We start from the raw sequence: 24,736 nt of genomic DNA on the forward strand, positions 1-24,736 counted from the left end.
GGTTTCTTATGGGAAACCCCTCCATTTATTTGTAAATCAATTATTTATGCCCTTCCTTCATTTTCATAAAAAAGTTTTATTTATAATTTGGTTTATAAAATAAACTATTCTATGTTTGCTCTATCAAAACAACGAGCAATGAAAAAATGGATGGTGGCCTTACTGAGCATAGTTCCTTTTCTCGTACAGGCACAGGTAAAACTCACGGGTTCTGTAAAAGACCAAAAAGGGCGTATTCTGGCAGGAGCCAATATCGTAGTTAAAGGTTCTTATGACGGTGGCGTATCTGATTCAACAGGTCATTTCTCCTTTAAAACCTATGAAAAAGGAAAACAGGTTGTGGTGGCTACCAACATGGGTAATAAAACCATGGAGCAGGAAATCATCATTGATACGACACCTGTTATTAATATAGATTTTGTACTGAAAGAAGAAATCAGTGAACTGAAAGCTGTAACTGTAACAGCCGGAAGTTTCGAAGCAGGCGACAAGAAAAAAGCTGCAACCGTTTTAAGTTCATTGGATGTATATACAACAGGTGGAGCCAATGCCGATATTTCTGCAGTAGTAAAAACATTGCCTGGTGCACAGCAGGTAGGTGAGCAGGAAGGTTTATTTGTACGCGGTGGGGCTGGTTATGAAGCTAAACAGTTTATTGATGGTACCCTGGTAAACAATCCTTTTCTGGCCAGTGTGCCCGATATCGCATCACGTGGTCGTTTTGCGCCGGCTTTGTTTAAAGGAACCATTTTCAGCACAGGTGGTTACTCTGCTTTATATGGTCAGGCACTTTCTTCTGCTTTGATCATGGAGAGTATTGATATTCCGGAACGCTCTGAGGTAAGTGCATCTATTTCTGCACTTTTTTGGGGGGCAGGCTTGCAAAAAGTAGCTAAAAATAAAAAATCATCATGGGGTGGTAATTATGGTTATACCAATCTAGCCGCCTATTTCGGCATCGTAAAACAAAAGCCTGAATACTTTCGCATGCCCCAGTTTCACACAGCTGATCTCAATTTCAGAGCCAAAACCAAAACGGGCGGTATGATAAAATACTACAGCACATTTGGGGCCAGCGACCTGGGCTTACGCAGATCCAATATCGATGACCCTGCATTAAAAAATGCTTTCGGTTTGCATAATACCAACTGGTACCATAACCTTAGTTGGAGAGATAATTTGGGTAATGGCTGGAAAATGAACCTGGGATTGGGTTATAGCATTGATGTAAACAAGATCGATCAGCAAATTCAAAACCAGCAGAACCAGAAAATAACAACGGGTCAGCCATGGATCGATAACAATAATTTTAACCTGAATACCCGTTCCGACTTATCGCAGTTCAAAGCCGTGTTCGATAAAAGATTAAGTGGTATCAGTGTAATTCGTTTTGGTGGTGAGTACATGTATTTCTATAACAGAAGTACCTACAATAACTTCAAAGCCTTATTACCCGATCATTTCAAAGCATTGTTTTCTGAAGCAGATCTCTATATTACGAATGACCTCGCAGCAAAAGTAGGTGCGCGCTTCGAACATTCTTCATTGATCAATAAAGCCAATATCGCACCACGTTTATCACTGGCTTATAAAACAGGAAAAGGCGCACAGATGAGTATTGCTTATGGTGAGTTTTACCAAAAACCAGAGAATACCTATCTCTATAATACTACCAATTTCGGGTATTCAAAAGCTACCCATTATATCGCTAACTATATCAAGAATACAACCCTGCAAACATTCCGTATTGAAGCATTCTATAAAAAATATGACGGACTGGTAAAAACCTATCCTGTACTGAACAATGCAGGTGCTGGTGATGCAAAAGGTATTGAGTTATTCTGGAGGGACAAAAAAACATTCAGTGGTCTTGATTATTGGATAAGTTACTCTTACCTCGACACAAAACGTGATTTCCTGAATTATCCAAAAGAACTGCAGCCCACATTTGCTGCCAATCATACAGCCTCTTTTGTGATGAAACGTTTTATCAGTAAAATCAATACCGGCTTTAATTTCACATATTCATATGCTACTGGTCGCCCTTACTATAACCTGCAACAAAGTGGTGCGCAATATGTGATAGCAGATCAGGGTAAAACCATCGATTATCATAATCTTGGATTCAGTTTTAATTACCTCACATCTTTAGGGAAAGCTTATGCTGTAATAGTGGGATCCGTAACCAATGTATTAAACAGTAAGCAGGTATTCGGTTATAACTATTCGTATAACGGCGCCAGAAAAGAAGCCATTACGCCACCAGCTCCTCAGTTCTTTTTTCTAGGTGTATTCCTGAGCTGGGGTGTAGATAGAAGACAGGATGCAATCAATAATAACTTATAATTCAAAAAGTCATAAAATCAAACTTCAAAAAACTACTGTATGAACAACGAACAACGCGATGAGCAACTCTGGCAGATTGCTAAAGCAAGGGCCAGTTTTAAATGGGGACTGCTTAGCTATTTTGTAGTGAATGCCTTTCTGGTATTGATCTGGTTTTTTTCTCCTTCAGAGAACGGGCGGCATCATTATTTCTGGCCCATCTGGCCAATACTGGGTTGGGGTGTAGGATTGGCTTTTCATTATTTCAGCGCATATCACGGCAATAAGTTTTTAACAGCCGCCGATGAATACGAAAAATTAAAGAACAAAAAAGGATAAAATACCCGCTATAAAATCAAGAAATCAAACATCAAAAAATCAAAACTCTTTATTATGAAACAAATTATTGTAATCCTTACCATGTTATTTGCCGGACAGTTAATGGCACAAACAAAATATGAATCTGGTATGCAAAAAGGACTGGAGCAATTTGCTGCTGCGAAATCAGCAGAAGATATGGCTGCAGCTTCAGCTTTTTTTGAAAGAATTGCCGATGCAGAAAAAGATAAGTGGTTGCCTTATTACTATGCTGCATATACCAATCACTTAACCGGCTGGATGAACCCCAAAGCAGACAAAGACAAAGTAGCCGAAAAGAGCAAGGATCTCCTGGGTAAGGCAGAGGCACTGGAAAAAAATGCTGATACTTATTGTATGCGTCAGATGATTGCAATTCAACAGTTAACGGTTGATGGTATGTCACGTTACCAAACCTATGGTGCTATCGCAGCACAGGCTATTGAAGATGCCAAGAAGGCGGATGCCAATAACCCCAGAATTTATCTGGTAGAAGCCCAATACATGATCAATGTACCCGCTGCTTTTGGCGGTGGTAAAGCGGTAGCTAAGAAACTGGTAGAAAAATCTTTGGAGTTGTATGGTACTTATAAGCCGGCTTCTCCTTTTCATCCTCAATGGGGTAAGGATCAGGCTACGCAATTGTTAGCTGCCTGTCAGTAACTAAATCTCAGAATCAACAGAACTACGCAACAGTTCCAATAACTTTAAATGATGAATCAGCTGTTTACTATCTTGTTGGTATTTCATATAGCTGGTGGTGGTGCAGGTTTAATAACCGGCACCATTGCTGCATCTGCAAAAAAAGGCGGAGCCTTGCATCGTAAAGCAGGTGTCATTTTCTTTTGGGGAATGTTACTGGCATCGCTTAGTGCATTGTTGATGAGCTGGTTGCCGGATCATGAAAATCTTTTCCTTTTCGCAGTGGGTGGATTTACATTGTATATGATACTTTCTGGTTACCGTATTGTATTGCTGAAGCGGTATTTTAAAAATGCTGCAGGCAGATTTCCGGTTACGGATTATCTGATCACCATTTTTGGAGGTTCATTTGCTGCCTTTCTGGTTGTACAATCTATAAAAGGATTATCCGGTGGAAATACTTTTAGTATTGTACCGGGTGTATTCGGAATTATTTGTGCGAGTTATGTGCTGCATGATATTAAACTTTTTCTGGGTCGAACATCCATAAAAGTATCCTGGATGTACAATCATATTGTTCGTATGATGGGTGCTATGATTGCTTCTTATACCGCATTCCTGGTAGTAAATGTGCAGATAGATATGCAGTGGATATTGTGGTTGTTGCCAACCGTTATAGGTAGTATTTTAATTGCGTTCTTTATAAGAAAATATGTTGTATCCGTTAAAAACTAACTACTATGTCTGAGCAAATACAGGAAAATAGTCAGGAAAAAGAATTTTCTCCGGAAGAAAGTCTGCAGCTGATCAGATCCATGATCTCCAAAACAAAAGATGCTGTTGCGGTGGATAGCTTTTATTTTCTATTCTGGGGTTGGCTGGTATTTGCCTGTTGTGCCGTAGAATATGTGTTAATGGTTTACTTCAAATACCCTGATCATAGTTTTGTTTGGTGGTCGATGCCTGTTGGTGGTATTATTTCGGGTACCTATAGTGCCAGACAGGCCCGTATTAAAAGAAGCATGACTTACATTGAAGAGGCACTTAGTTATCTCTGGATTGCTATTGGATTATCTTTTTTTGTATTGGTATTTGTGAATATTGTTTCTGAAGCCTGGAAAACAGCTTTTACCTATTATATACTAATGTATGCTATCGGAACATTTGTGAGTGGGAAGCTAATCAGGTTTAAGCCCCTGGTAATCGGTGGAATCCTGAATTTTATCCTTGCTGCAGTATCTATTAAGTTTAATTTTGCCAACCAGTTATTAATCGGAGCATTGGCAATACTGATCAGCTATATTATTCCTGGTCATTTATTACGAATAAGATATAATACCAAAAAATAGTATATCATGTCAGATGAAAAAAAGATGACAGAGCAGGAAAGCCTCGACCTCATCACCAATATGATACAGAAAGCCAAAAGCAGCTACCATGATACGGGTATAGGCTCATTGCTTTGGGGAACGGTGGTATCCATTGCTTCTTTTGTATCTTATTTCGAACGTACCTATGATTTCAGTATTGGATTTGATATATGGTTGATTGTACTGGCAGCAATTATTCCACAGATTATTTTTTCGATCCGGGAAAAGAAAGCCAATCAGGTAAAAAAATATGAAGACGATGCATTGAATAGTGTATGGCTCGTATTCGGACTTTCTATTTTTGCCTTGAATTTTTACCAGATTGTTGTTCCGGGTGTAACCTCGAAATTTATACAGGAAGACGGCTGGCAAATGACCAAACATTATCTGGATGGCAGTAAACCCGACGAAGTACTGATTCCGTTTCCGCCCAGTTTTTATTCCTTACTGATACTCCTCTATGCTTTTCCAACCCTTGTTACAGGTGTGGTGAAGAAATTTAAACCCATGCTTTTCGGAGCAGTGATTACATATGGTCTTTTTATAGGCTCTTGCTTTACCCGTTCAGAATACGACTGGTTATTGGGGGGCGTGGCAGCGATTATTTGCTGGTTTATTCCCGGCATTATTTTACGAAGAAAGTACCTGGCGCAACAGAAAAAGCATGTTTAAAGAACTGGATCCCATATTACACTCACAATTGCGACTGGCCGTCGTAAGCCTGCTTATTGGCGTAAAGGAAGCGGAATTTACTTTTATACGCGAAAAAACCAATGCGACTGCGGGTAACCTGAGCGTGCAGGTTCAGAAACTGAAAGATGCCGGCTATATTGAAGTAACCAAACAGTTTAAAGACAACTATCCCCAAACCACCTGCAAAATTACCCCAAAGGGTATAGAAGCTTTTGAAGCCTATGTACAGGCATTACAGCAATACCTTAAAGTAGGGTAGGCGATGTAAGATCTCAGATCTGAGATCTTACATCTATAGCTAATGGCTTTTTACTTTTTATTCTGCTTATCTCCCAAACTTCCGCTGTACTTTTGGTGTTATACGTAAACATGCAATCAATTATACAGGTAACGGGTTTAACCAAATCATTCAAAAACCTCACAGCCGTCAAAGATCTCTCCTTTACCGTACAGGAAGGTGATGTTTACGGCTTTCTTGGTCAGAATGGAGCTGGTAAGAGCACCACCATACGGATGTTGCTAACACTGATTCAGCCAACAGCGGGCTCTATTGAACTTTTTGGTATGCCCTTGCATACACACAGAACAGAAATTCTCAGGCAGGTGGGTGCCGTTATTGAAAAACCTGATGTTTACAAATACCTGAGCGCTATTGAAAACCTACGCATTTTCGCAAAACTCAGTGGCCTCAAACCTACCGAGCAACAGTTGATGAACCAGCTGGAAATGGTGGGACTGGCAGACAGGGCAAAAGATACTGTGAAAACCTTTTCACAGGGTATGAAACAAAGGTTGGGTATCGCAGTGGCACTCATACACGATCCTAAACTTATTATTCTTGATGAACCTACCAATGGTCTTGATCCACAGGGTATAGCAGATATCAGAAATCTGATTCGTCACCTGAGTCGCGACCTCAAAAAAACAATCCTGGTATCATCGCATCTGTTAAATGAAATAGAACAGATTGCTACCCGGTTGCTCATCATTGACAAAGGTCATAAGCTGGTAGAAGGTACAACAACCGAACTTTTCGATCCATCACAAACACTGGTAGAACTGGAAACGGTGAATAATGATGCTGCTTTGTTACAATTACAAAATAGTAAATGGACAGATCATCTTCAGCCTCGCAGAACAGGTGCTTTGCTGATTAAACTTCACAGAGACCAAATACCTGATCTGCATAAAGATCTGGTAGCGATGCAGGTTCCGGTTCTTTCCCTGCAACCCAGACATTCGCTGGAAGATTATTTTTTACAGCTAACATCAGCACAACATGCGCACACTCATTAATATAGAACTATATAAAATATTCAGAAGACCCAGAACTTATATTGCTTTCGCAGCAATCTCAGCGCTGATTGTTATGATACAATTCGGGTTGAAAGTAGACGGTCAGACTTATGTAGATTTCATGTTGAATGATATAGGGTCTACACTTGAGATTGATGGTAAAATCCTGAACGGCTACCTGGTTTGTTATATCATGCTGCAGTTGTTACTGGTACATGTTCCACTTTTGATTGCGCTCATAGCTGCTGATATGATTTCCGGAGAAGCAAATATGGGAACACTGCGTGTATTACTTTCCAAACCATACAGTCGCACTTCATTTATGCTGGCAAAATTCATTGCCTCTACTATCTATACACTCTTGTTACTTGTGTGGTTGGCTTTTCTTGCATTGTTTGTGAGTATGTGGGTATTCGGAACAGATGATATGTTTTTAATGAAAAGTAGTTATGTGGTATTACTGAAGGAAAACGATGTTTTCTGGAGGTATATAGGAGCTTTTATTTTCGCAGCACTCGCCATGACCACTGTAGCGGCACTCGGTTTTTTTCTGTCTGTTTTTGCAGAGAACTCTATTGGTCCTATTGTGGCAACGATGAGCGTCATCATTTTTCTAACCATACTCAGTACCATGAATATTCCTATATTCAATATCGTAAAACCCTATCTGTTTACCACACATATGATCAGCTGGAAGGAGTTTTTTGATATACAGGTAACAGAATCCAATGAAGCTATTCTGGGTAGCATACAAAATAAAGATCGCATTCTTCATTCTGCTATGGTGCTGATCATTCATGTCATTGTATTCGTATCAGCCGCCATCGTAATATTCAGAAAAAAGGATATTCTAAGTTAAAAGCAAACAACATGCAAAAACTCTCGATACTACTATTTGCTATCTACTATTCACTATCTGCTGCAAACGCACAGGATGCTACATCGCTGATCATGAAAGTAAAAGCAAAGCTTGATCAGGTAAATGACTATGAAGCAGATGGCAAAATGAAAACCAATGTGGCTTTTATCAAAGCGCCGATCGGGAAAGTGAAAATCTTTTATAAAAAACCGAATAAGTTCAGGTTAAAGAAAGATGGAGGCATATCCTTGCTGCCAAAAGGAGGGGTGTCAGTCAATATGAATTCATTGGTTACCACAGATCAGTTTATGGCACTTGAGGCAGGAGAAGCAGAAGTAGGGGGAATAAAGACAACAGTAGTGAAAATGCTTCCTACAGCAGAAAACAGTGATATTGTATTGACCACCATGTACATAGATGAAGCGAATCTCCTTATAAAAAAAGCGATAACCACCACTAAGGAAAATGGTACTTATGAAATCGAAATGAATTATGGCAGGTTCGCTTCTTACGGGTTACCCGATAAAGTCATTTTCAGCTTCAACACAAAAAACTACAAACTCCCTAAAGGGTTGACACTTGAATTTGAAGACAATGAAAAGCCACTCACCGAAGAGCAAAAATTAAAAAATAAAAAGGGAAGGGTAGAAATTACGTATAGTAGCTATGCTATTAATAAGGGAATAGCAGATGCTGTTTTTAAATAATCAGAAAACAGTAACAGACCAGTTTCTGATAAATTGTTCGCCGGCATGCAGTGAATGAATGCCTTCTTTTTCTTCTATTTTACCGCTGGTGTTTACATGGTCGGCTATGCCACACCAGGGTTCAATACAAATAAAGTCTGCATTTTTTGCGCTCCAGATACCCATATAGGGAAACTGCTGATAGGCAACTTTGATACCATGGGCATGTTTATGGCATAAAATGGAAATGGAATCAGATCGCAATGATTTAAAAACGAGTGCATCTCCATAAAACAAGGACTTCTGCAAAGTGATTGTATCCTGGTTTTCAAAAAAAGAGACAGCGTCTTCTTTAATCAAACCTTCAGGCGATAGTGGCCAGATACCCGTATACTCTCGCTGGTTAAACGCTAAGTAGTAATCTTCAAATACCGTGTCTTTAACAAAAGGAACCGCAAATGCTGGATGGGCACCCACCGAAAAATACAGTTCTTTTGTATCGGTATTCACTATGCGATAGCTAACCTGAATGCTGTTTTTATCAAGCTGGTACCCGATCTGGAAAACAAACTGAAAAGGATAGACGAGCAGGCTTTCGGTGTCGCTTGCCAATGAGAATAGGATCGAATCAACGGACTGGTCTACTACGCTAAAAAAACGATCACGGGCAAATCCATGTCGACCCAATAAGTACGTATTTCTCCCGTACTGGTAAGTATTATTTTTTAATCCCCCTACAATGGGAAACAGCACAGGGCTTTTCTTGGCCCAGTAATCAGGATTGCCAGACCACATATATTCAAAGCCGGTACCATTATGTACAATACTTTGTAATTCTGCTCCTTTATCGCTGATACTTACCGATAAATACTCATTGGAAAGATGATAAAGTGACATGATTATTCAGTTTCTTCAATCTTTTCATCAACGGCATTGGCCAGAATACGCGCACTCATTTTTCTGAGCGGATTCTGACGCATTTCTGCATAACCGAAACGAAGACGGATAATTTCAATACACTCAAAAGTAGCAGCCATAAAAGAACTATGGTCAGCCTTACCTTTACCGGCAATATCGAAAGCAGTTCCATGGTCAGGACTGGTACGCACCGCATTCAGGCCGGCAGTAAAGTTTACTCCTTCACCTATTGCTAAAGACTTAAAAGGAATCAGTCCCTGGTCATGATACATGGCCAGTACCGCATCAAAACGTTCGTATTGCCCTCGTGCAAAAAATGCATCTGCACTATAAGGGCCAAATACCAGCATATTGTGTTTGGCCTCTTTAATAGCAGGCTTTATAATATTTTCCTCTTCACTGCCAATCAAACCTTCATCACCCGCATGAGGATTAAGACCCAAGACAGCAATTTTCGGTTTGTCGATACCAAAGTCTTTCTGCAAACTGCTGTGCATGATCTTAAGCTTACTGATGATGCTTTCCTTAGTAATATGTTTTGATACATCTGCAACGGTAACATGTTCAGTAACCAGACCGATTCGCATATTCTCTGCCACCATAAACATCACCACATCATTTACACCAAAAAGGTCTTTGAGATAAGGTGTATGGCCACTGTAATTGAAATCGGCTGACTGTATATTCTTTTTATGAATAGGGGCTGTAACCAGACCATGAATATGTCCGGCTTTTAAAGCCTGTGCCGCTTCCTTCAGAGAAATCAACGCATATTTACCCCCTGTTTCATTCAACTGCCCGGGTGTAATGGCTACTTCTTCTTCCCAACAGGGATAGATATTAACCTGTTTAGGGTTAAGCCTGCTGAAATCCTTACCACTTGCATAATTGAAATTAATATCGGGTAAACTCTTACGGTAAAAATTAATGCTTTTGTTACTGGCAAAAACAACCGGGGTGCAGATTTCCAATAAACGATGGTCTCCCAGGGTTTTCAGGATCAGTTCAAGGCCAATACCATTCAGATCTCCACATGTGAAACCAATAACAGGTTTTTGCATTTCATTCATCGGGGACAATTTTGACTGTAAAAATACGGATTATCCATGGCTAATAGCGAATAGCTAATGGATTATAGCTAATAGTAACAGAAGTCTTTCGGTTAAGGTCATCTACCCATCAACTATTAACCATCTGCTATAATCATAAGCCATAAGCTATTTGCTATTGGCTATCCGCTATCCGCTATCCGTCAATTAACGTACTTTTGTGGAGATGGAGTATACCCTTAAAAAATCGCTGGGGCAGCATTTTCTGAAAGATGAATCAGTTTGTCACAGAATCGTGGCATCCCTGAAAGAGGATACTTTTTCCCGATTGGTAGAAGTGGGTCCCGGGGGAGGGGCTTTGACAAAATACTTGCTGGAAATTCCCGACATCGATTTTAAGGCTGTTGAACTGGATGATGAAAAAGTAACGTATCTCGAACATACTTATCCATCGGTAAAAGGAAAAATCATACATCAAAGCATATTGGATGTGGCCATACCTTTTGAAGAACAGTTTACGGTAGTTGGTAATTTCCCATATAATATTTCATCCCAGATCCTGTTTCGTATACTTGAATGGAAAAAGCATGTGCCTGTTATGATAGGTATGTTCCAGAAAGAAGTCGCAGAAAGAGTAGCGTCGGCATCTGGCAGTAAAGAATATGGTATACTGAGTGTATTGGTACAGGCATTTTATGAAGTGGAATATTTATTTGATGTACCACAAAGCGCTTTTAATCCACCCCCTAAAGTAATGAGTGGGGTTATTAAACTAAAACGCAGAGAAACTGTTTGTGATATGAAAAGTGAGAGAGCTTTTTTTGTGTTGGTAAAAGCAGCTTTTAACCAGCGAAGAAAAATGCTCCGCAACCCTTTAAAGGGTATGTTTACACCAGAGACCCTGCAGCAGGAAATATTTACAAAGCGTGCAGAACAATTGAGCGTAGCAGATTTTGCAGCTTTGACTTTCCTTATGAAATAACGCTACAACACAGAAAAACACAAGTATCAAGAAGATAGTACAAATGTCAACAAACAAAGTAATCATAACGGCGAAAGTACATCCTTACCTGATCGAAAGACTTGAAAAGGCTGGCTATTGGTGTATATATGAGCCGGCGATTGGTTATGAGGAACTGAAAGAACAGATGGTAGATTGTACAGGATTGATTGTAACTACAAGATTGCAGATTGATCGTCCATTACTTGATCAGGCCCTGTCACTTAAATGGATCGGTAGACTGGGAAGTGGTATGGAAAAAATTGATGCAAGTTATGCCAGATCAAAAGGTATTCAATGTGAAAGCAGTCCTGAAGGGAATAGAAATGCGGTAGCTGAACAGGCATTGGGCATGTTGCTGAACCTGATGAACAGAATAACCAGCAGTTACCTGGAAGTTAAGGCTGGTAAATGGAACAGAGATGCCAATCGTGGCGATGAACTAACCGGTAAAACTGTTGGTATCATTGGTTATGGAAATACTGGTGAGGCATTCTCCAAAAAACTCAGCTCTTTTGATGTAACCATACTGGCGAATGACCTGTATAAAACAGATTTTGCAAAAGGATTTGTCAGGGAAGCAGCGGTTGAACAGATTCAGCGTTATGCAGAGGTGGTAAGTCTGCATCTGCCACTGAATGAATCAACACATCATTATGCAAATGATGACTTTTTTAATACAATGGAGAAACAGCCCTATTTTATCAGTACATGTCGTGGAAAAGTTACAGATACCAAGGCATTGATAAGGGCTCTTCAGCATAAAAAGATCAGAGCAGCTGCATTGGATGTGCTGGAAAATGAAAAATTAGAAACCTATACCGAAGAAGAAAAAGAAGATCTCCACTGGCTCCTGAACCAGCCGAATGTAATTATCACACCACATATTGCCGGATATAGTCACGAGTCGTATTATCTCATGGCCAAAATAGTATTGGATAAACTCGGTATCGGGGATAAATAATCAACGCTCCGTTTTTGTATAAACAAGTTCTCCCTGTAGTTTTCTTGTATATAACCAGGTGCAGAATGCCGGAACAAATAACTGATAGATCACCATAAACAAAGAAGCTACCAAGTCATTTTGCTGAAATGAAGGGTCCTGAATCGGAATCAGTAAATGTTTTCCGATGGAGCCCTCAGAAAAGATGATACTTCCTGCAAAGTTCCACCCAAAATGTAAGCCGATGGGTAAGTACAAAGAATTGGTTTTTATAAAAGCATAGGCATACATCCATCCGGCAGCAGCTGTGATCAGGAAAATAAAAATCATCTGCACAGGATGGTTCCATGCATTATATGAAAACCAATGGTACACACCAAAAGCTATAACCGATAACCATAATCCTCTTACTGGGCCCAGTTTTTTCAATGCGATATAGAATAAAGCACCTCTGAAAATAAGCTCTTCATACAGTACAGAACGGAGAACCCACCACATGCCATCCAGAAAAACTGACCATGGATAATAGTGGTTTCTTTGCCAGGTAATACCGGTTAAAGAAGAGCGCACCAAGTGAAAAATAACAGCCAGTGACAATGCAAGTAGAATACCTATAATCAATTGTATAAGCCTTTTGATGCTTGGTTGCCAGCCAAGAACAGAAAGCCCTTTTTTATCAAAAAACCTCAATAAAAGTAAGGAGAGAAGAAGCTCTACTAAAATCCCCATCATAACTGACTGATTTTAAGTTTTTTAGGCATTTTATGCCGTTTTGAAGTTAATTGATTTTTGAAAATAAAATCCATGCTAATGACCATGAATTCTATATAATTTTCTATTTTTACAGTCATGCAACGCTGCAATCAAATGTGGCGTTGTATTTTTTTTACCCTTTTTAAACCGAAAGTATATGAGTGAGAGTACCATGTATGTTACCAAGGAAACATTTGAAAGAATGCGGGAGGAACTTCAGAAGATGAAATCGGTGGACCGTCCGGCCGCCTCACGCGCCATTGCCGAAGCAAGGGAAAAAGGAGATTTAAAAGAAAATGCTGAATATGATGCGGCCAAAGAGGCGCAAGGCATGCTTGAGGCCAAAATCAAGCAACTGGAAGGTGCCATTGCCAATGCCAAAATTGTAGATACCAGTGATATCGATACCAGTAAAGTAACCATACTCACCAAAGTAACCATTACCAATGTGGCTACAAAAAAAACAGTGACCTATCAGATTGTAGGAGAAAAGGAAGCCGATCTGAAAGCTGGTAAAATTTCAGCCGGTTCACCTATCGGGAAAGGATTGATGGGTAAAACAAAAGGGGAGGTTGCAGAAGTACAGGCACCTACTGGTATTATAAAATTCAAAATCGAAGACATTACTGTTTAAATCATCCTGACGAAGCGCCATGAATATTTTTCATGGCGCTTCGCTTTTATATTGCTGTATGACCATTTTTTCTAAAATTATTGCAGGCGAAATTCCATCTTATAAGATTGCAGAAAACGAAGATTTTTTTGCTTTCCTGGATATTTTCCCACTGGTAGAAGGTCATGTGCTGGTAGTACCCAAAAATGAAACAGATAACTTATTTGATCTCTCAGACAATTATCTTTCCGAAATATTGCTTTTTTCCAAACCCATCGCAAAAGCCATCGAAAAAGCGTTCTCCTGTAACCGCTGTGGTATAAGTGTAGTAGGATTGGAAGTGCCCCATGCACATGTGCACCTGATTCCCATCAATAGTGCCGATGACCTTAATTTCACCAGACCCAAGCTCAAATTGAGCCCCGAAGCATTGCAATCGGTGCAGCAGCGAATTCTGGCAGAACTCGGGAGTGAGCAGTGAGTAGTCAGTAGTGAGTATGATTGCTGGATCAAAAATCATGATAACTCTTCAGCCAGGGTACGACTGACTAATAATTTTATACAAATAATAAAACGCTTACTCACTACTGACTACTCACTACTCACTTTCCCCTAACTTTAGTAAAACAAACCCCTCCACATGCAAACTACTGCTCCTAAAAGGGTTATCAATGGCTGGGCCATGTATGATTGGGCCAACAGTGTTTACAACCTGGTGATTACTTCTACCATTTTTCCAGCTTATTTCGAATCGGTAACGGGAGACGGTAATGATGCCACTTCCAATGATACGGTTCGTTTATTCGGTCGTGAATTTGTCAATACATCGCTTTACAACTATGCCCTTGCTGTGGCATTTATGATTGTTGCTGTAATGTCGCCCATGTTATCATCTATTGCTGACTACAAAGGGAATAAAAAGAAGTTTCTTTTCTTTTTCTGTACCATGGGAAGTATTGCCTGCAGTGCTTTATTCTTTTATAACAGTAGCAATCTGGCATATGGCCTGGCCTGTATGATTATTGCCTGTGTAGGCTACTGGAGCAGTCTGGTATTCTACAATTCTTTTCTTCCCGAAATAGCAGCACCGGCCGATCAGGATCGGGTGAGTGCCAGGGGTTTTGCCATGGGCTATATAGGTAGTGTGATACTGCAGATCGTATGTTTTGTGTTTGTATTAATGCCCGATACTTTTGGTATAACTGTAGGAAAAGCGTCACAGATATCATTTTTACTGGTAGGTATCTGGTGGTGGGGTTTTGGTCAGCTCGCACTCAGCCGTCTGCCACGCACAACACCAGCCGGAAACCCGGAAAGCAAAGGCAGCATTTTCACCAATGGATATAAGGAACTGAATAAGGTATGGAAGCAGTTACAACATATGCCTGTGCTGAAAAGATACCTTGGTGCTTTTTTCTTTTTTAATATGGGTGTACAAACCGTTATGCTTGCGGCTACCTTGTATGGAAAAAGCGAATTGAATATACCTACCACCAATCTGATTATTTCTATACTGATCATTCAACTGGTAGCCATTCCAGGTGCGTTTACCATTGCCAAACTATCCGATAAACTGGGTAATTTCCGAGCGCTGATGATCACAGTAGCTTTATGGATTATCCTCTGCATTATCGGATACCTGTTACCACGTGATGGTGTAAATGAATTTTATGCCCTTGCTGTATTGGTAGGTTTTGTAATGGGAGGTATACAGTCTCTCAGTAGAAGTACTTATGCCAAACTGATGCCTGAAACAAAAGACACCACTTCTTTTTTCAGTTTTTATGATGTCACTGAAAAAATAGCTATCGTAATCGGTATGTTTAGTTTCGGGTATATCAATGAATATACAGGCTCACAAAGAAACTCAGTACTGGCATTGGTAGTTTTCTTTGTGGTTGGACTGATATTGCTCACATTTGCATCTGCCACAAAACATAAACAGGGAAAAGTAGCATGAAACTATATTCAATCAACAGCGGGAATTTTAAACTGGATGGCGGTGCCATGTTTGGTGTGGTGCCCAAATCAATGTGGAATAAACTCAATCCCGCAGATGAAAATAATATGTGCTCATGGGCCATGCGTTGTTTACTCGTAGAAGACGGTAATAAATTAATACTGATTGATAATGGTATGGGTGATAAGCAGGATCCTAAGTTTTTCGGCCACTATTATCTGCATGGTGATGACACCCTGGATACATCACTTGCTAAGTATGGGTTTAATCGTAACGATATCACAGATGTTTTTTTAACCCATCTACATTTCGATCATTGCGGAGGTAGTATTGTACGGGATGGCGATAAACTGGTACCCGCTTTTAAAAATGCTACCTACTGGAGTAATGAAAAACACTGGAACTGGGCAGTGAAACCCAATGATAGAGAGAAAGCCTCTTTTCTCAAAGAAAATATTCAACCTATACAGGACAGTGGTCAACTGAAATTTGTTGAAACGCCATCCGCTGGGTTTACACCGGATGGCAGACTGGAAACAGTTTCTTTTACTGATCATTTCTCCATTCGTTTTGTGAACGGACATACAGAGAAGATGATGTTACCTCAGCTTCAGTATAAAGGACATACATTGGTGTATATGGCCGATTTACTACCATCTGTGGCTCACCTGCCCATTCCATACGTAATGGCGTATGATATGTTCCCATTAACCACACTACAGGAAAAAAAGAATTTTCTACAGGAAGCAGTGGATAATAACTACATACTTTATTTCGAACACGATCATATCAATGAATGCTGCAGTCTGAAAATGACAGAAAAAGGTGTGCGGGTAGGAGAAACATTCGCCTTGTCATCTTTATAAAAGCTTACTGCTGATGTAGTATTTCACCCATTCAAATGTTACAAAAAAACAGTGAAAACACGGCATAAAATCGGTGTTTTTTAGGCTGTTATTGCCAATGTTTCATGTTAAGTTTACATTGAAATCCTAGCTTTAACACGCTATTTTAAAATCCAATGTCCAAGAACCAGGTAACGGGATGTCCTAATTGCGGATGCAGGATATCTTTCCGGCAGTTTATTCTGCTGAACAACTTTTCCGCTATCAACTGCGATACCTGCAATGCCCGGATAGAAATATCCAACAGAAATGGCAATGCAGTTATCGCAGCTATTTCAGGTATTGTTTCTGCTGCAACAATTGTCTATGCTACCTATGCAGGTAAACAATATTTCAACTCTTTATTACTGGGACTAACGGGTGGTATTTTCTGCGCAACAATTTTTGTATTGATCATTTGCAGGGTACTATATAAGCGATCACAGTTATATAGAAGTGTACATACAAGCCCCATTCATTATACTGAGCGTGGTGCAGTAGTTTAGTGATTAAAACTAATCATGGAACTTAAAGGATAACGTAAGTTCCGGTACTGCATCATATCTACTTTTACACTACCTACCACAATCGGGCTCTCAATACGCAAGGGAATATGGTTGGGGTCATCGCTAACCCATACAGTCATTTTTTCTCCGCCCTCAAATAAAGTACCTTTTACCAACAAGGGTTTGAATTTAATAGCTCGGAATTTTCCATATTTGGTCTTAATGGTTTCCTTACCTAGGTATTTTATATAGAGATTGTATACTTCATTATCCAGGAACATGGCAAAGGGAATTTTATCCTCCGGCTTGTATTTATTGAAATCAATATTTCGTGCATAATAAATAGAACTCAGCACGTCCTGTATGCAACCTGGTACTTTGTAAACACCTTCTGTGGTAACGGCTGTATTGGTTTCCTGATTGAAAGTAATGTTTTCAAATTTTTTATAACCACCTTCCTCAATATTTCTGATAAACTTAAGTGGCTGAAGATTTGCTGTGTCAATATAAGATTCATAACGGTCGCGCACCTTGAATATCCAGTCATAGCTTGGATTAGAGCTGCCTTTACCAACAACATGATATGCAATCCGGTTATTTATTTTATCTAGTGAAACAGAAAAATTAGCATTGCCTGCATTCACATAGAGGCCAATAACTGAATAGAATACATTGTAAGAAATACTTTCGCCCTCTTCAAAAGCTTTGTTACGTATACCACAAAACTCATCGCCGGCCGATAGTGGTTGTAGCCCCATTATCCAGATGACTAATAAAAAGATTTTTTTCATGCTTGTCTTGTCTATTTGTTATTACGGAACAGCCGAATACCCAGTAAAAAAATACTTCCTGCTATAGCCGGAACAATCAGGTTTATAATCCAGATACTTCCGGTACTTGCAATGATGCCTAAAAGATTGGTACTTAGCAAACCAAATAACTGTAAACTGGCTTCACCCCTGATACCAAGTTCTGCCAATGTTACCGAAGGAATGATGGATAGTACCAATAAAAGTACCGCCACCAAAGCTGCTGTATCCACTACACTGATTCCTACTTCAAAAACCTGCATCACCAGCACATACTGTGTTATAAATACAACGTACCGGAGCGCAGAAAGAAGTAAAATTTTTGTTAAGAACTTCCAATCGAGCTTCTCCATATTCTCCACCACAAACCTGTATTTGGCTACCAGGGGTATTTTCTCAAGTAACCTGATCAGCCATGATAACTTATAATACAATAATCCCAATAATATCGTGCCAAAACTAAGTATACTCATTAAACCAGTTAACCAGAACATAGACAAGCCTTCAGGATGATGGGTTGCATCTACTATAAAAATCCGCATATATAGCATACCCAATAAGCCCATTACCAGATTTACAAGGATAAGGCTCATGCTTCCAACCATGGAAATAGCCATTCCTTTTAAACGATGCCCCTCATCCAGAAAAACAGACCGGGCGGCCGATTCTCCAAAGCGGTTGATACTGTTGAATACCAGTGCATGACCCGATAAAGTGGCTTTCATGGCTTTCCAGAATGAAACTTTCTGTACTAAACTCACCAGTATTTTCCATTTATAGGCCTCAAAACCCATATTCAGACCCAATAAAGCAATAGCGAGTAATAGTTTCCAGGATTGTGACCCGCGAATAGAGTTGAGGATCATGTTCCACGACTGCTGTAGATTTTTCTGTTCACTTATTTGCTGATAAATAGAAAAACCCAGCCAGATAAAAAGTACCGGCCCCAGAAAATAGTTCAGAAATATTTTAAAACGTTTGTTCAGAAATTCGCTTTATATACAAAGAACGGGGAAATGTGGGAGATAGCGGATGGCTAATAGCTAATAGCTGATAGTTATAGGCAGTTGGCCCGATGATATTTACCAGCACATTTCTCTACTATAATCTATCCACTATCTTCCATTAGTCATTACCTATTAGCCATCTCTTCCGTATTTTCACCCAGGAATGGCAAAAGATGAAATTATATTAGGCATTGATCCGGGTACTCAGTTAATGGGCTATGCTTTACTGCGTATTCATAATGGACAGCCACAGGTATTGTTAATGGATATAATAAAATTAACCGCCCAAAAAGATATTTATGCACGTCTTGAAACCATTCATGCACGTGTTTGTGAGCTGATTAAATTATATAAACCATCCACTTTTGCGATCGAAGCCCCTTTTTTTGGTAAAAACGTACAGAGTATGCTGAAGCTGGGAAGAGCACAGGGTGTGGCGATTGCTGCGGCCATGCAGGCCGGTTTAACTGTAACAGAATATTCACCCAAAAAAGTAAAACAATCCATCACCGGAAACGGTAATGCAGACAAGGATCAGGTATGGAAAATGCTCCAACGCATTTTGCAGATAGAAGAAAAACCACAGTATTTTGATGCAACAGATGCCCTCGCAGTCGCATTGTGCCATCACTACCAATCATCATCTCCATTGGCAGCAGCAGGAAAAGGAATCAAAGGATGGGAAGCATTTATCGCTAAAAACCCGGGAAGAGTGAAGAAAATGTAAGATCTCAGATGTCTGATGTCTGATGTCTGATGTAAAATTGGAGATGCATGATAGTAAACGATACTACTATATCTGATATCTGCCATCTGCGATCTGACATTCCTTCATAAAATCAAGAAATCAAGAAATCACTTCAGGTATCCTGTGAGAACGAGTACCAGTAAGATGGTGCCTCCGATTACGCGATACCAGCCAAACCATTTAAAACCATGTTTCTGGAGAAAGCCAATGAAAAATTTAATGGCAAGCATGGCAACGATAAAAGCAACCAGATTACCAATTGCCAGGGCTATGAGATTGTCTGTATTGGTGAGTATCTCAGGGTTTTCTTTCCAGGCTTTGAGTAGTTTATAACCTGTAGCTGCTGCCATGGTAGGCACTGCCAGAAAGAAAGAAAATTCAGCGGCGAGACTTCTGTTTAACTTTTGTTGCATACCGCCGATAATACTGGCCGCACTTCTGCTTACACCCGGAATCATAGCCACACATTGCCACAATCCAATCATAAAAGCCCGCACAAAACCCACTTCTTCCTCTTTTACAATAACCGGTTGCTGAAAAAGTTTATCGATAAAAAGGAGTACCAAACCACCTGCTAACATGGTAATGGCCACAGTAAGCGGACTCTCCAAAAGGTCATCAATCTTATCAGAAAATAAAGCACCGAGTGCCAGTGCAGGAATAACAGCGATCAATAATTTCAGATAAAAATTCCAGCGGTTGAGCGGAAAGAATTTTTTATGGTATAAAACCACTACCGATAAAATGGCTCCCAACTGAATAGCTACCTCAAACAGTTTAGTGAAATCGTCTTTTGCTATGCCCAAAAATGAACTGGCAATAATCATATGACCAGTAGAAGAAATCGGAAGAAACTCAGTAAGTCCCTCTACAATAGCAATTACAATGGCATCGAATATAGACATGCGTAGTGAATAGTGAGTAGTCAGTAGTCAGTAGTGAGTAGTTGAGTGCGAGTATTAGTTTTTTCTTACTCACTACTGACTACTCACTGCTCACGATTACTTGTTCTTTTTAAAAATGGCATATATCTCAACAGCCAGACCGATGATAATCAGAATGGGTGCAATGGTAATGCGGGTAGTGCTGTATACTTCTTTGTAATCAAATACATTGGGATCGCTGCTTTTACCGCCACTCATCAGAAAAAAGCCCAGTGCAATGATGGCCGCGCCAATCAGCATCCATTTATAATTGTCTTTTGTAAAAAGAGGAGCTGCTGTATTTTTTGTTTCACTCATAAGAGATGGTTTTTTGGTCAATGATTATTGGTGAGTAGTGAGTAGTCAGTGGTAAGTATCAGATTCTCTATTTTCTTACTCACTACTGACTACTCACTGCTCACTATATTAATAAAGGTCATCCAGTTTCATCTTCAGGTACTTCAATACACTTCTATAGGTGCTGTATACTGAAATACCTACACCTAAAACAATTAATCCGCCAAAAAGTATGAAAGTAAGTTTCCAGTCACGAATAGCTTTCAGTTGGGGAAACTGACTCTCAGCCCAGCTGATAATGCTGAACAATAGTACAATGGCAATACCCGAACTGATCAATCCATTTACAATGGCCCGTATATTCAAAGGCCGTGCAATAAAGTTTCGGGTAGCACCTACCATTTGCATGGTCTTAATCAGGAAACGGTTACTGAACATGGCCAATCGAATGGTATTATCGATACTCACAATTACAATGATGCAAAGTATAATAGCAATGACCAGAAATATAAGACCAATTTTGGCTGCCCGTTCATTCAGGTTGCCTACCAATGTCTGGGGATATTGAATATCAGTAATCTGGTTACCATATTTGGCCAGTAATTCTGAAGAAATACGGGCAAGGCTGTCTTTGTTTACATAATTAGCTTTGGCGTAAAAATCAATGCTCTCCGGAAGGGGGTTCATATCCAGTATCTTGGCCCAGTCTTCATTATTTTCCCTGTTCCAGATTTCCTGTGCTGTTTTCTTGTCTACATAAGTAACCGTCTTGGTATAAGGTCTGCCGGAAATATATTGTTGAATCTGACCAATGGTATCCTTATTCAGGGTACGCAGATAGGCACTGATACGGATATCTTCCTTAAAAGCATTACCCACCGAATTGATATTCAGAAAAAACCATCCCATAATACCCATAATCAATAAAACCAGGGCCACTCCAATAATGGAATAGATATAATTGGGTTTGCTACGTTTTAAAGAAGATTTTGCACTATCAGCCATACTTACCAGTTTTTCTCAGTTCTCCCTTCCCCATCTGTGAAGAAGGGCAGGGGATGAGGTAGCAAATGTAGGGTTTTGACGCCTAAAGACTTACATTTGCAACCACTCTAACGATCATTTTGCCATTGAAAATAGAGCAATCCTTACTTATTTGGGTTAAAGATATGTTAGGATTGCAGGCAGCCAACGAAAAGCACTGTACCTACAGTTTTCTTTCCGCTTTCCTGCCCCTTTCAATAACGGCCAAACAGTATCAAAAATTATATAGAACCGGATCAAAATATGGAATACAATTTCAGAGAGATTGAACAAAAGTGGCAATCCACATGGGTAAAGAGCAAAGCCTACCAGGTAAAAAACAATACCGATAAGCCCAAATACTATGTATTGGATATGTTCCCATACCCCAGCGGAGCAGGTCTGCATGTAGGCCACCCGCTGGGATATATTGCCTCTGATATTGTGAGCCGCTTCAAAAGACTCAAGGGTTTTAATGTATTGCACCCCATGGGTTATGATGCGTTCGGACTTCCCGCAGAACAATATGCCATTGAGCATGGTGTACATCCGGCCAAAAGCACGGCGCAGAATATCGATAATTTCAGGAAACAGCTCGATAATATTGGCTTTTGTTACGATTGGGAACGTGAAGTACGCACCTGTGATGCATCATACTATAAATGGACACAATGGATATTTCTACAGTTGTTCAATAGTTTTTATAACAGGCAATTACAAAAAGCTGCACCTGTTACCGATCTCATTCAATCATTTGAGGCCAACGGTAATGCAGATCATATTTGTCCGGGTGATAACAGTATTCGGTTTACTGCAGCGGAATGGAAAGCATATTCAGAAAAAGAACAGCAGGATATTTTAATGCAGTATCGTCTCGCATTCTGTGGATACGGTGAGGTAAACTGGTGCGAAGCATTGGGTACGGTACTCGCCAATGATGAAGTGGTAAATGGTGTGAGTGAACGTGGCGGACATCCCGTAGTTAAAAAGAAATTGCGCCAGTGGTACCTGCGAATCACCGAGTATGCCGATCGATTATTGTCGGGTCTCGATACCATCGAGTTCAGCGAAGCCATGAAAGAAATGCAGACCAACTGGATCGGAAAATCATCGGGAGCGGAGATCAGCTTCGAGCTGAGCGCTAAGAGCCATGAGCAGCCGACTGGCTCGCAGCCTGCAGCTCAAAGCTCAAAGCTTATTGTGTACACCACCCGCCCCGATACCATTTTCGGTGTAGACTTTATGGTAGTGGCACCGGAGCATGAACTGATTGAGAAAATTACCACACCTGAACAGAAAGAAGCGGTTGATGCTTATATCACCTATGTAAAAAGCAGGAGCGACAGAGAAAGACAGGCCGAGAAAAAAATTACAGGCTGTTTTACGGGTGCTTATGCAATCAATCCTTTTGATGGCAGGGAAATTCCGGTATGGATATCTGAATATGTACTTGCAGGTTATGGAACAGGAGCCATTATGGCCGTGCCCTGTGGTGATGAGAGAGATTTCAGGTTTGCGCAACATTTTAATATACCAATTACCAATATTATAGGTGATGCTTATGATGGTACGGATGCCAACCCAACCAAAGATGCCATACTCAGTAACAGTGGTTTTTTGGATGGCATGAAAATGCGTGATGCTATTGAACTCGTGATTAACAAACTGGAAGAAATGGGCATCGGCAAACGCAAAGTCAACTACAAAATGCGGGATGCTGCTTTCAGCCGTCAACGTTATTGGGGAGAGCCTTTTCCGATTCTATGGAGAAATGGTATCGCCTATCCACTAGATGAATCGCAATTGCCACTCGAATTACCAAATGTAGAATCTTATAGTCCGGGTCCTGAAGGTGAAGGGCCGTTATCCAATATTCCTGAATGGACCCACCAGTTTGGTGATAAGGGCGTTCTGGAAACCAATACCATGCCCGGTTATGCAGGCAGCAGCTGGTATTTCCTGCGTTATATGGATCCGCATAACGACAATACTTTCTGCAACCGAAAGGTTAGTGATTACTGGAACCAGGTAGATCTGTATATCGGCGGAACAGAACACGCAGTCGGACATTTACTGTACAGCCGTATGTGGACCAAAGCATTGTACGATTTAGGACATATCGGATTTGATGAACCGTTCAGGAAATTGCTGAATCAGGGAATGATACAGGGGAGTAGTAGGTTTGTGTATCGAAAAAAAGGAACACAGACATTTATTTCAGTAGGGTTGGTAAATAAAGAAGAAGTTGATCAACTACATGTTGATGTGAATATTGTTGATGGTGTTGAATTAGATATAGAAGCGTTTAAAAAATGGCGCAATGGCGAATATGCCAATGCAGAGTTTATACTGGAAGAAGGCAAATACATCTGCGGCGTGGAAGTAGAAAAAATGTCTAAATCAAAATTCAATACCGTTAATCCGGATACACTGGTTGAAAAATTTGGTGCCGACACTTTCCGTATGTATGAAATGTTCCTGGGTCCGGTAGACCAGAGCAAACCCTGGGATACCAAGGGTATTGAAGGGGTACACCGCTTCCTCAAAAAAATGTGGCGCTTATTCTTTGATGAAAACAAAGGTCAGGTATGGACGAATGATGCTCCCACAGCAGAGGAACTCAAAGTACTGCACCGTACCATCAAAAAAATTGAAGACGATACAGAGCGTTTCAGCTTCAATACAGCCGTGAGTAGTTTCATGATTTGTGTAAATGAACTGAGTGATTTGAAATGCCACAAAAAGGAAATACTCGAATCTTTGCTCATTCTCTTAACGCCTTATGCACCCCATATTGCTGAAGAACTCTGGCAACAATTAGGTAACAGCGGTTCTATACTCGATGCGTCTTATCCTGTATTCAATGCAGCTCATGTTACAGAAACCAGTAAGGAATACCCAATCAGCATCAATGGTAAAATGAGAACCAATATCACCATTGCCCTGGATGCTACAGAAGACCAGGTAAAAGAACTGGTACTGGCCAATGAGCTGGTACAGAAATGGATGGAGGGAAAACCTTTGAAGAAGTTGATTTTTGTCAAGGGGAAAATGATAAATATAGTAATATAAAAA

At 40.2% G+C, this 24,736-nt stretch carries 27 protein-coding genes; 19 read left to right on the top strand and 8 right to left on the bottom strand.

The window, feature by feature from the left end; all coding sequences use genetic code 11:
• Positions 1–138 precede the first annotated feature (138 nt).
• The 10 genes from BC659_RS10025 (at position 139) to BC659_RS10070 (ending at position 8,249) form a co-directional block, all read left to right on the top strand.
• Positions 139–2,346, top strand: a complete 2,208-nt coding sequence (locus BC659_RS10025) for a TonB-dependent receptor (protein WP_133474621.1) — start codon at positions 139–141, stop codon at positions 2,344–2,346.
• Between the two features lie 39 nt (positions 2,347–2,385).
• The gene (locus BC659_RS10030; protein ID WP_133474622.1) at positions 2,386–2,664 is read left to right on the top strand and encodes a 2TM domain-containing protein; all 279 of its coding nucleotides are present in this window, start codon (positions 2,386–2,388) and stop codon (positions 2,662–2,664) included.
• Positions 2,665–2,718: 54 nt separating this feature from the next.
• On the top strand, positions 2,719–3,345 hold the full coding sequence (locus tag BC659_RS10035; protein ID WP_133474623.1) for a hypothetical protein: 627 nt from the start codon (positions 2,719–2,721) through the stop codon (positions 3,343–3,345).
• 51 nt (positions 3,346–3,396) lie between these two features.
• Positions 3,397–4,059 carry a DUF2268 domain-containing putative Zn-dependent protease gene (locus BC659_RS10040; RefSeq protein ID WP_133474624.1) on the top strand — a complete coding sequence of 221 codons (663 nt, stop codon included), beginning with the start codon at positions 3,397–3,399 and terminating at the stop codon, positions 4,057–4,059.
• A 5-nt stretch (positions 4,060–4,064) separates the two neighbouring features.
• Entirely contained in the window at positions 4,065–4,673 is a 609-nt protein-coding gene (locus tag BC659_RS10045) for a hypothetical protein (protein WP_133474625.1), read from the top strand.
• A 6-nt stretch (positions 4,674–4,679) separates the two neighbouring features.
• Entirely contained in the window at positions 4,680–5,366 is a 687-nt protein-coding gene (locus BC659_RS10050) for a hypothetical protein (protein WP_133474626.1), read from the top strand.
• Positions 5,359–5,646 (top strand): winged helix-turn-helix domain-containing protein, encoded by a 288-nt coding sequence (locus BC659_RS10055; protein ID WP_133474627.1) that lies wholly within the window; start codon positions 5,359–5,361, stop codon positions 5,644–5,646. The genes BC659_RS10050 and BC659_RS10055 overlap by 8 nt, the downstream gene beginning before the upstream one ends.
• 110 nt (positions 5,647–5,756) lie before the next feature.
• Positions 5,757–6,683, top strand: coding sequence for an ABC transporter ATP-binding protein (locus BC659_RS10060; protein ID WP_133474628.1), 927 nt, complete (start codon positions 5,757–5,759; stop codon positions 6,681–6,683).
• A complete protein-coding gene (locus tag BC659_RS10065; RefSeq protein ID WP_133474629.1) occupies positions 6,667–7,542 on the top strand; it encodes an ABC transporter permease in 876 nt (291 codons plus the stop codon). The genes BC659_RS10060 and BC659_RS10065 overlap by 17 nt, the downstream gene beginning before the upstream one ends.
• Positions 7,543–7,553: 11 nt before the next feature.
• The gene (locus BC659_RS10070; RefSeq protein WP_133474630.1) at positions 7,554–8,249 is read left to right on the top strand and encodes a LolA family protein; all 696 of its coding nucleotides are present in this window, start codon (positions 7,554–7,556) and stop codon (positions 8,247–8,249) included.
• On the opposite strand, the gene BC659_RS10075 is transcribed toward BC659_RS10070, so the two are convergent.
• The gene (locus tag BC659_RS10075; protein ID WP_133474631.1) at positions 8,250–9,125 is read right to left on the bottom strand and encodes an aldose 1-epimerase family protein; all 876 of its coding nucleotides are present in this window, start codon (positions 9,123–9,125) and stop codon (positions 8,250–8,252) included. It lies immediately after the preceding gene.
• 2 nt (positions 9,126–9,127) lie between these two features.
• Positions 9,128–10,216, bottom strand: a complete 1,089-nt coding sequence (gene pdxA / locus BC659_RS10080; RefSeq protein WP_133474632.1) for a 4-hydroxythreonine-4-phosphate dehydrogenase PdxA — start codon at positions 10,214–10,216, stop codon at positions 9,128–9,130.
• Between the two features lie 205 nt (positions 10,217–10,421).
• On the opposite strand from pdxA, the gene rsmA reads away from it, so the two are divergent.
• Together rsmA and BC659_RS10090 are read left to right on the top strand one after the other, a co-directional pair.
• Positions 10,422–11,177: a 16S rRNA (adenine(1518)-N(6)/adenine(1519)-N(6))-dimethyltransferase RsmA gene (gene rsmA, locus BC659_RS10085; RefSeq protein ID WP_133474633.1), complete on the top strand. Its 756-nt coding sequence runs from the start codon at positions 10,422–10,424 to the stop codon at positions 11,175–11,177.
• A gap of 43 nt (positions 11,178–11,220) precedes the next feature.
• Positions 11,221–12,159: an NAD(P)-dependent oxidoreductase gene (locus tag BC659_RS10090; RefSeq protein WP_133474634.1), complete on the top strand. Its 939-nt coding sequence runs from the start codon at positions 11,221–11,223 to the stop codon at positions 12,157–12,159.
• Here BC659_RS10090 and BC659_RS10095 read toward each other — a convergent pair whose 3' ends face one another.
• Entirely contained in the window at positions 12,160–12,870 is a 711-nt protein-coding gene (locus tag BC659_RS10095; protein WP_133474635.1) for a CPBP family intramembrane glutamic endopeptidase, read from the bottom strand.
• Between the two features lie 178 nt (positions 12,871–13,048).
• Between BC659_RS10095 and greA the strand changes: the two genes are divergently transcribed.
• The 5 genes from greA (at position 13,049) to BC659_RS10120 (ending at position 16,854) form a co-directional block, all read left to right on the top strand.
• Positions 13,049–13,525: a transcription elongation factor GreA gene (greA, locus tag BC659_RS10100; protein WP_133474636.1), complete on the top strand. Its 477-nt coding sequence runs from the start codon at positions 13,049–13,051 to the stop codon at positions 13,523–13,525.
• Positions 13,526–13,583: 58 nt separating this feature from the next.
• Positions 13,584–13,985: an HIT family protein gene (locus BC659_RS10105; RefSeq protein ID WP_133474637.1), complete on the top strand. Its 402-nt coding sequence runs from the start codon at positions 13,584–13,586 to the stop codon at positions 13,983–13,985.
• Positions 13,986–14,144: 159 nt separating this feature from the next.
• Positions 14,145–15,464: an MFS transporter gene (locus tag BC659_RS10110; RefSeq protein WP_133474638.1), complete on the top strand. Its 1,320-nt coding sequence runs from the start codon at positions 14,145–14,147 to the stop codon at positions 15,462–15,464.
• Positions 15,461–16,330: an MBL fold metallo-hydrolase gene (locus tag BC659_RS10115; RefSeq protein WP_133474639.1), complete on the top strand. Its 870-nt coding sequence runs from the start codon at positions 15,461–15,463 to the stop codon at positions 16,328–16,330. The genes BC659_RS10110 and BC659_RS10115 overlap by 4 nt, the downstream gene beginning before the upstream one ends.
• Positions 16,331–16,485: 155 nt before the next feature.
• On the top strand, positions 16,486–16,854 hold the full coding sequence (locus tag BC659_RS10120) for a hypothetical protein (RefSeq protein ID WP_133474640.1): 369 nt from the start codon (positions 16,486–16,488) through the stop codon (positions 16,852–16,854).
• Here the strand turns inward: BC659_RS10120 and BC659_RS10125 are convergent.
• Positions 16,851–17,645, bottom strand: coding sequence for a DUF3108 domain-containing protein (locus BC659_RS10125; RefSeq protein WP_133474641.1), 795 nt, complete (start codon positions 17,643–17,645; stop codon positions 16,851–16,853). The two genes, BC659_RS10120 and BC659_RS10125, sit on opposite strands and share 4 nt — an antisense overlap.
• Positions 17,646–17,656: 11 nt before the next feature.
• Positions 17,657–18,529, bottom strand: coding sequence for a lysylphosphatidylglycerol synthase domain-containing protein (locus BC659_RS10130; protein ID WP_133474642.1), 873 nt, complete (start codon positions 18,527–18,529; stop codon positions 17,657–17,659).
• A gap of 304 nt (positions 18,530–18,833) precedes the next feature.
• Here BC659_RS10130 and ruvC point away from each other — a divergent pair, with 304 nt between their 5' ends.
• Positions 18,834–19,397 carry a crossover junction endodeoxyribonuclease RuvC gene (gene ruvC / locus BC659_RS10135; protein ID WP_133474643.1) on the top strand — a complete coding sequence of 188 codons (564 nt, stop codon included), beginning with the start codon at positions 18,834–18,836 and terminating at the stop codon, positions 19,395–19,397.
• A 128-nt stretch (positions 19,398–19,525) separates the two neighbouring features.
• Here the strand turns inward: ruvC and BC659_RS10140 are convergent, their stop codons facing one another.
• From BC659_RS10140 to BC659_RS10150, 3 genes are all read right to left on the bottom strand, one after another.
• Complete coding sequence (locus BC659_RS10140; RefSeq protein ID WP_133474644.1) at positions 19,526–20,323, bottom strand: undecaprenyl-diphosphate phosphatase; 798 nt, start codon at positions 20,321–20,323, stop codon at positions 19,526–19,528.
• Positions 20,324–20,419: 96 nt separating this feature from the next.
• Positions 20,420–20,659 (bottom strand): DUF3098 domain-containing protein, encoded by a 240-nt coding sequence (locus tag BC659_RS10145; protein ID WP_133474645.1) that lies wholly within the window; start codon positions 20,657–20,659, stop codon positions 20,420–20,422.
• Positions 20,660–20,767: 108 nt separating this feature from the next.
• The gene (locus BC659_RS10150; protein WP_133474646.1) at positions 20,768–21,643 is read right to left on the bottom strand and encodes a cell division protein FtsX; all 876 of its coding nucleotides are present in this window, start codon (positions 21,641–21,643) and stop codon (positions 20,768–20,770) included.
• A gap of 282 nt (positions 21,644–21,925) precedes the next feature.
• Between BC659_RS10150 and leuS the strand changes: the two genes are divergently transcribed.
• Positions 21,926–24,733, top strand: coding sequence for a leucine--tRNA ligase (gene leuS, locus BC659_RS10155; RefSeq protein WP_133474647.1), 2,808 nt, complete (start codon positions 21,926–21,928; stop codon positions 24,731–24,733).
• Positions 24,734–24,736: the final 3 nt, after the last annotated feature.

The organism is Sediminibacterium goheungense, from assembly GCF_004361915.1.
GTDB lineage: Bacteria > Bacteroidota > Bacteroidia > Chitinophagales > Chitinophagaceae > Sediminibacterium > Sediminibacterium goheungense.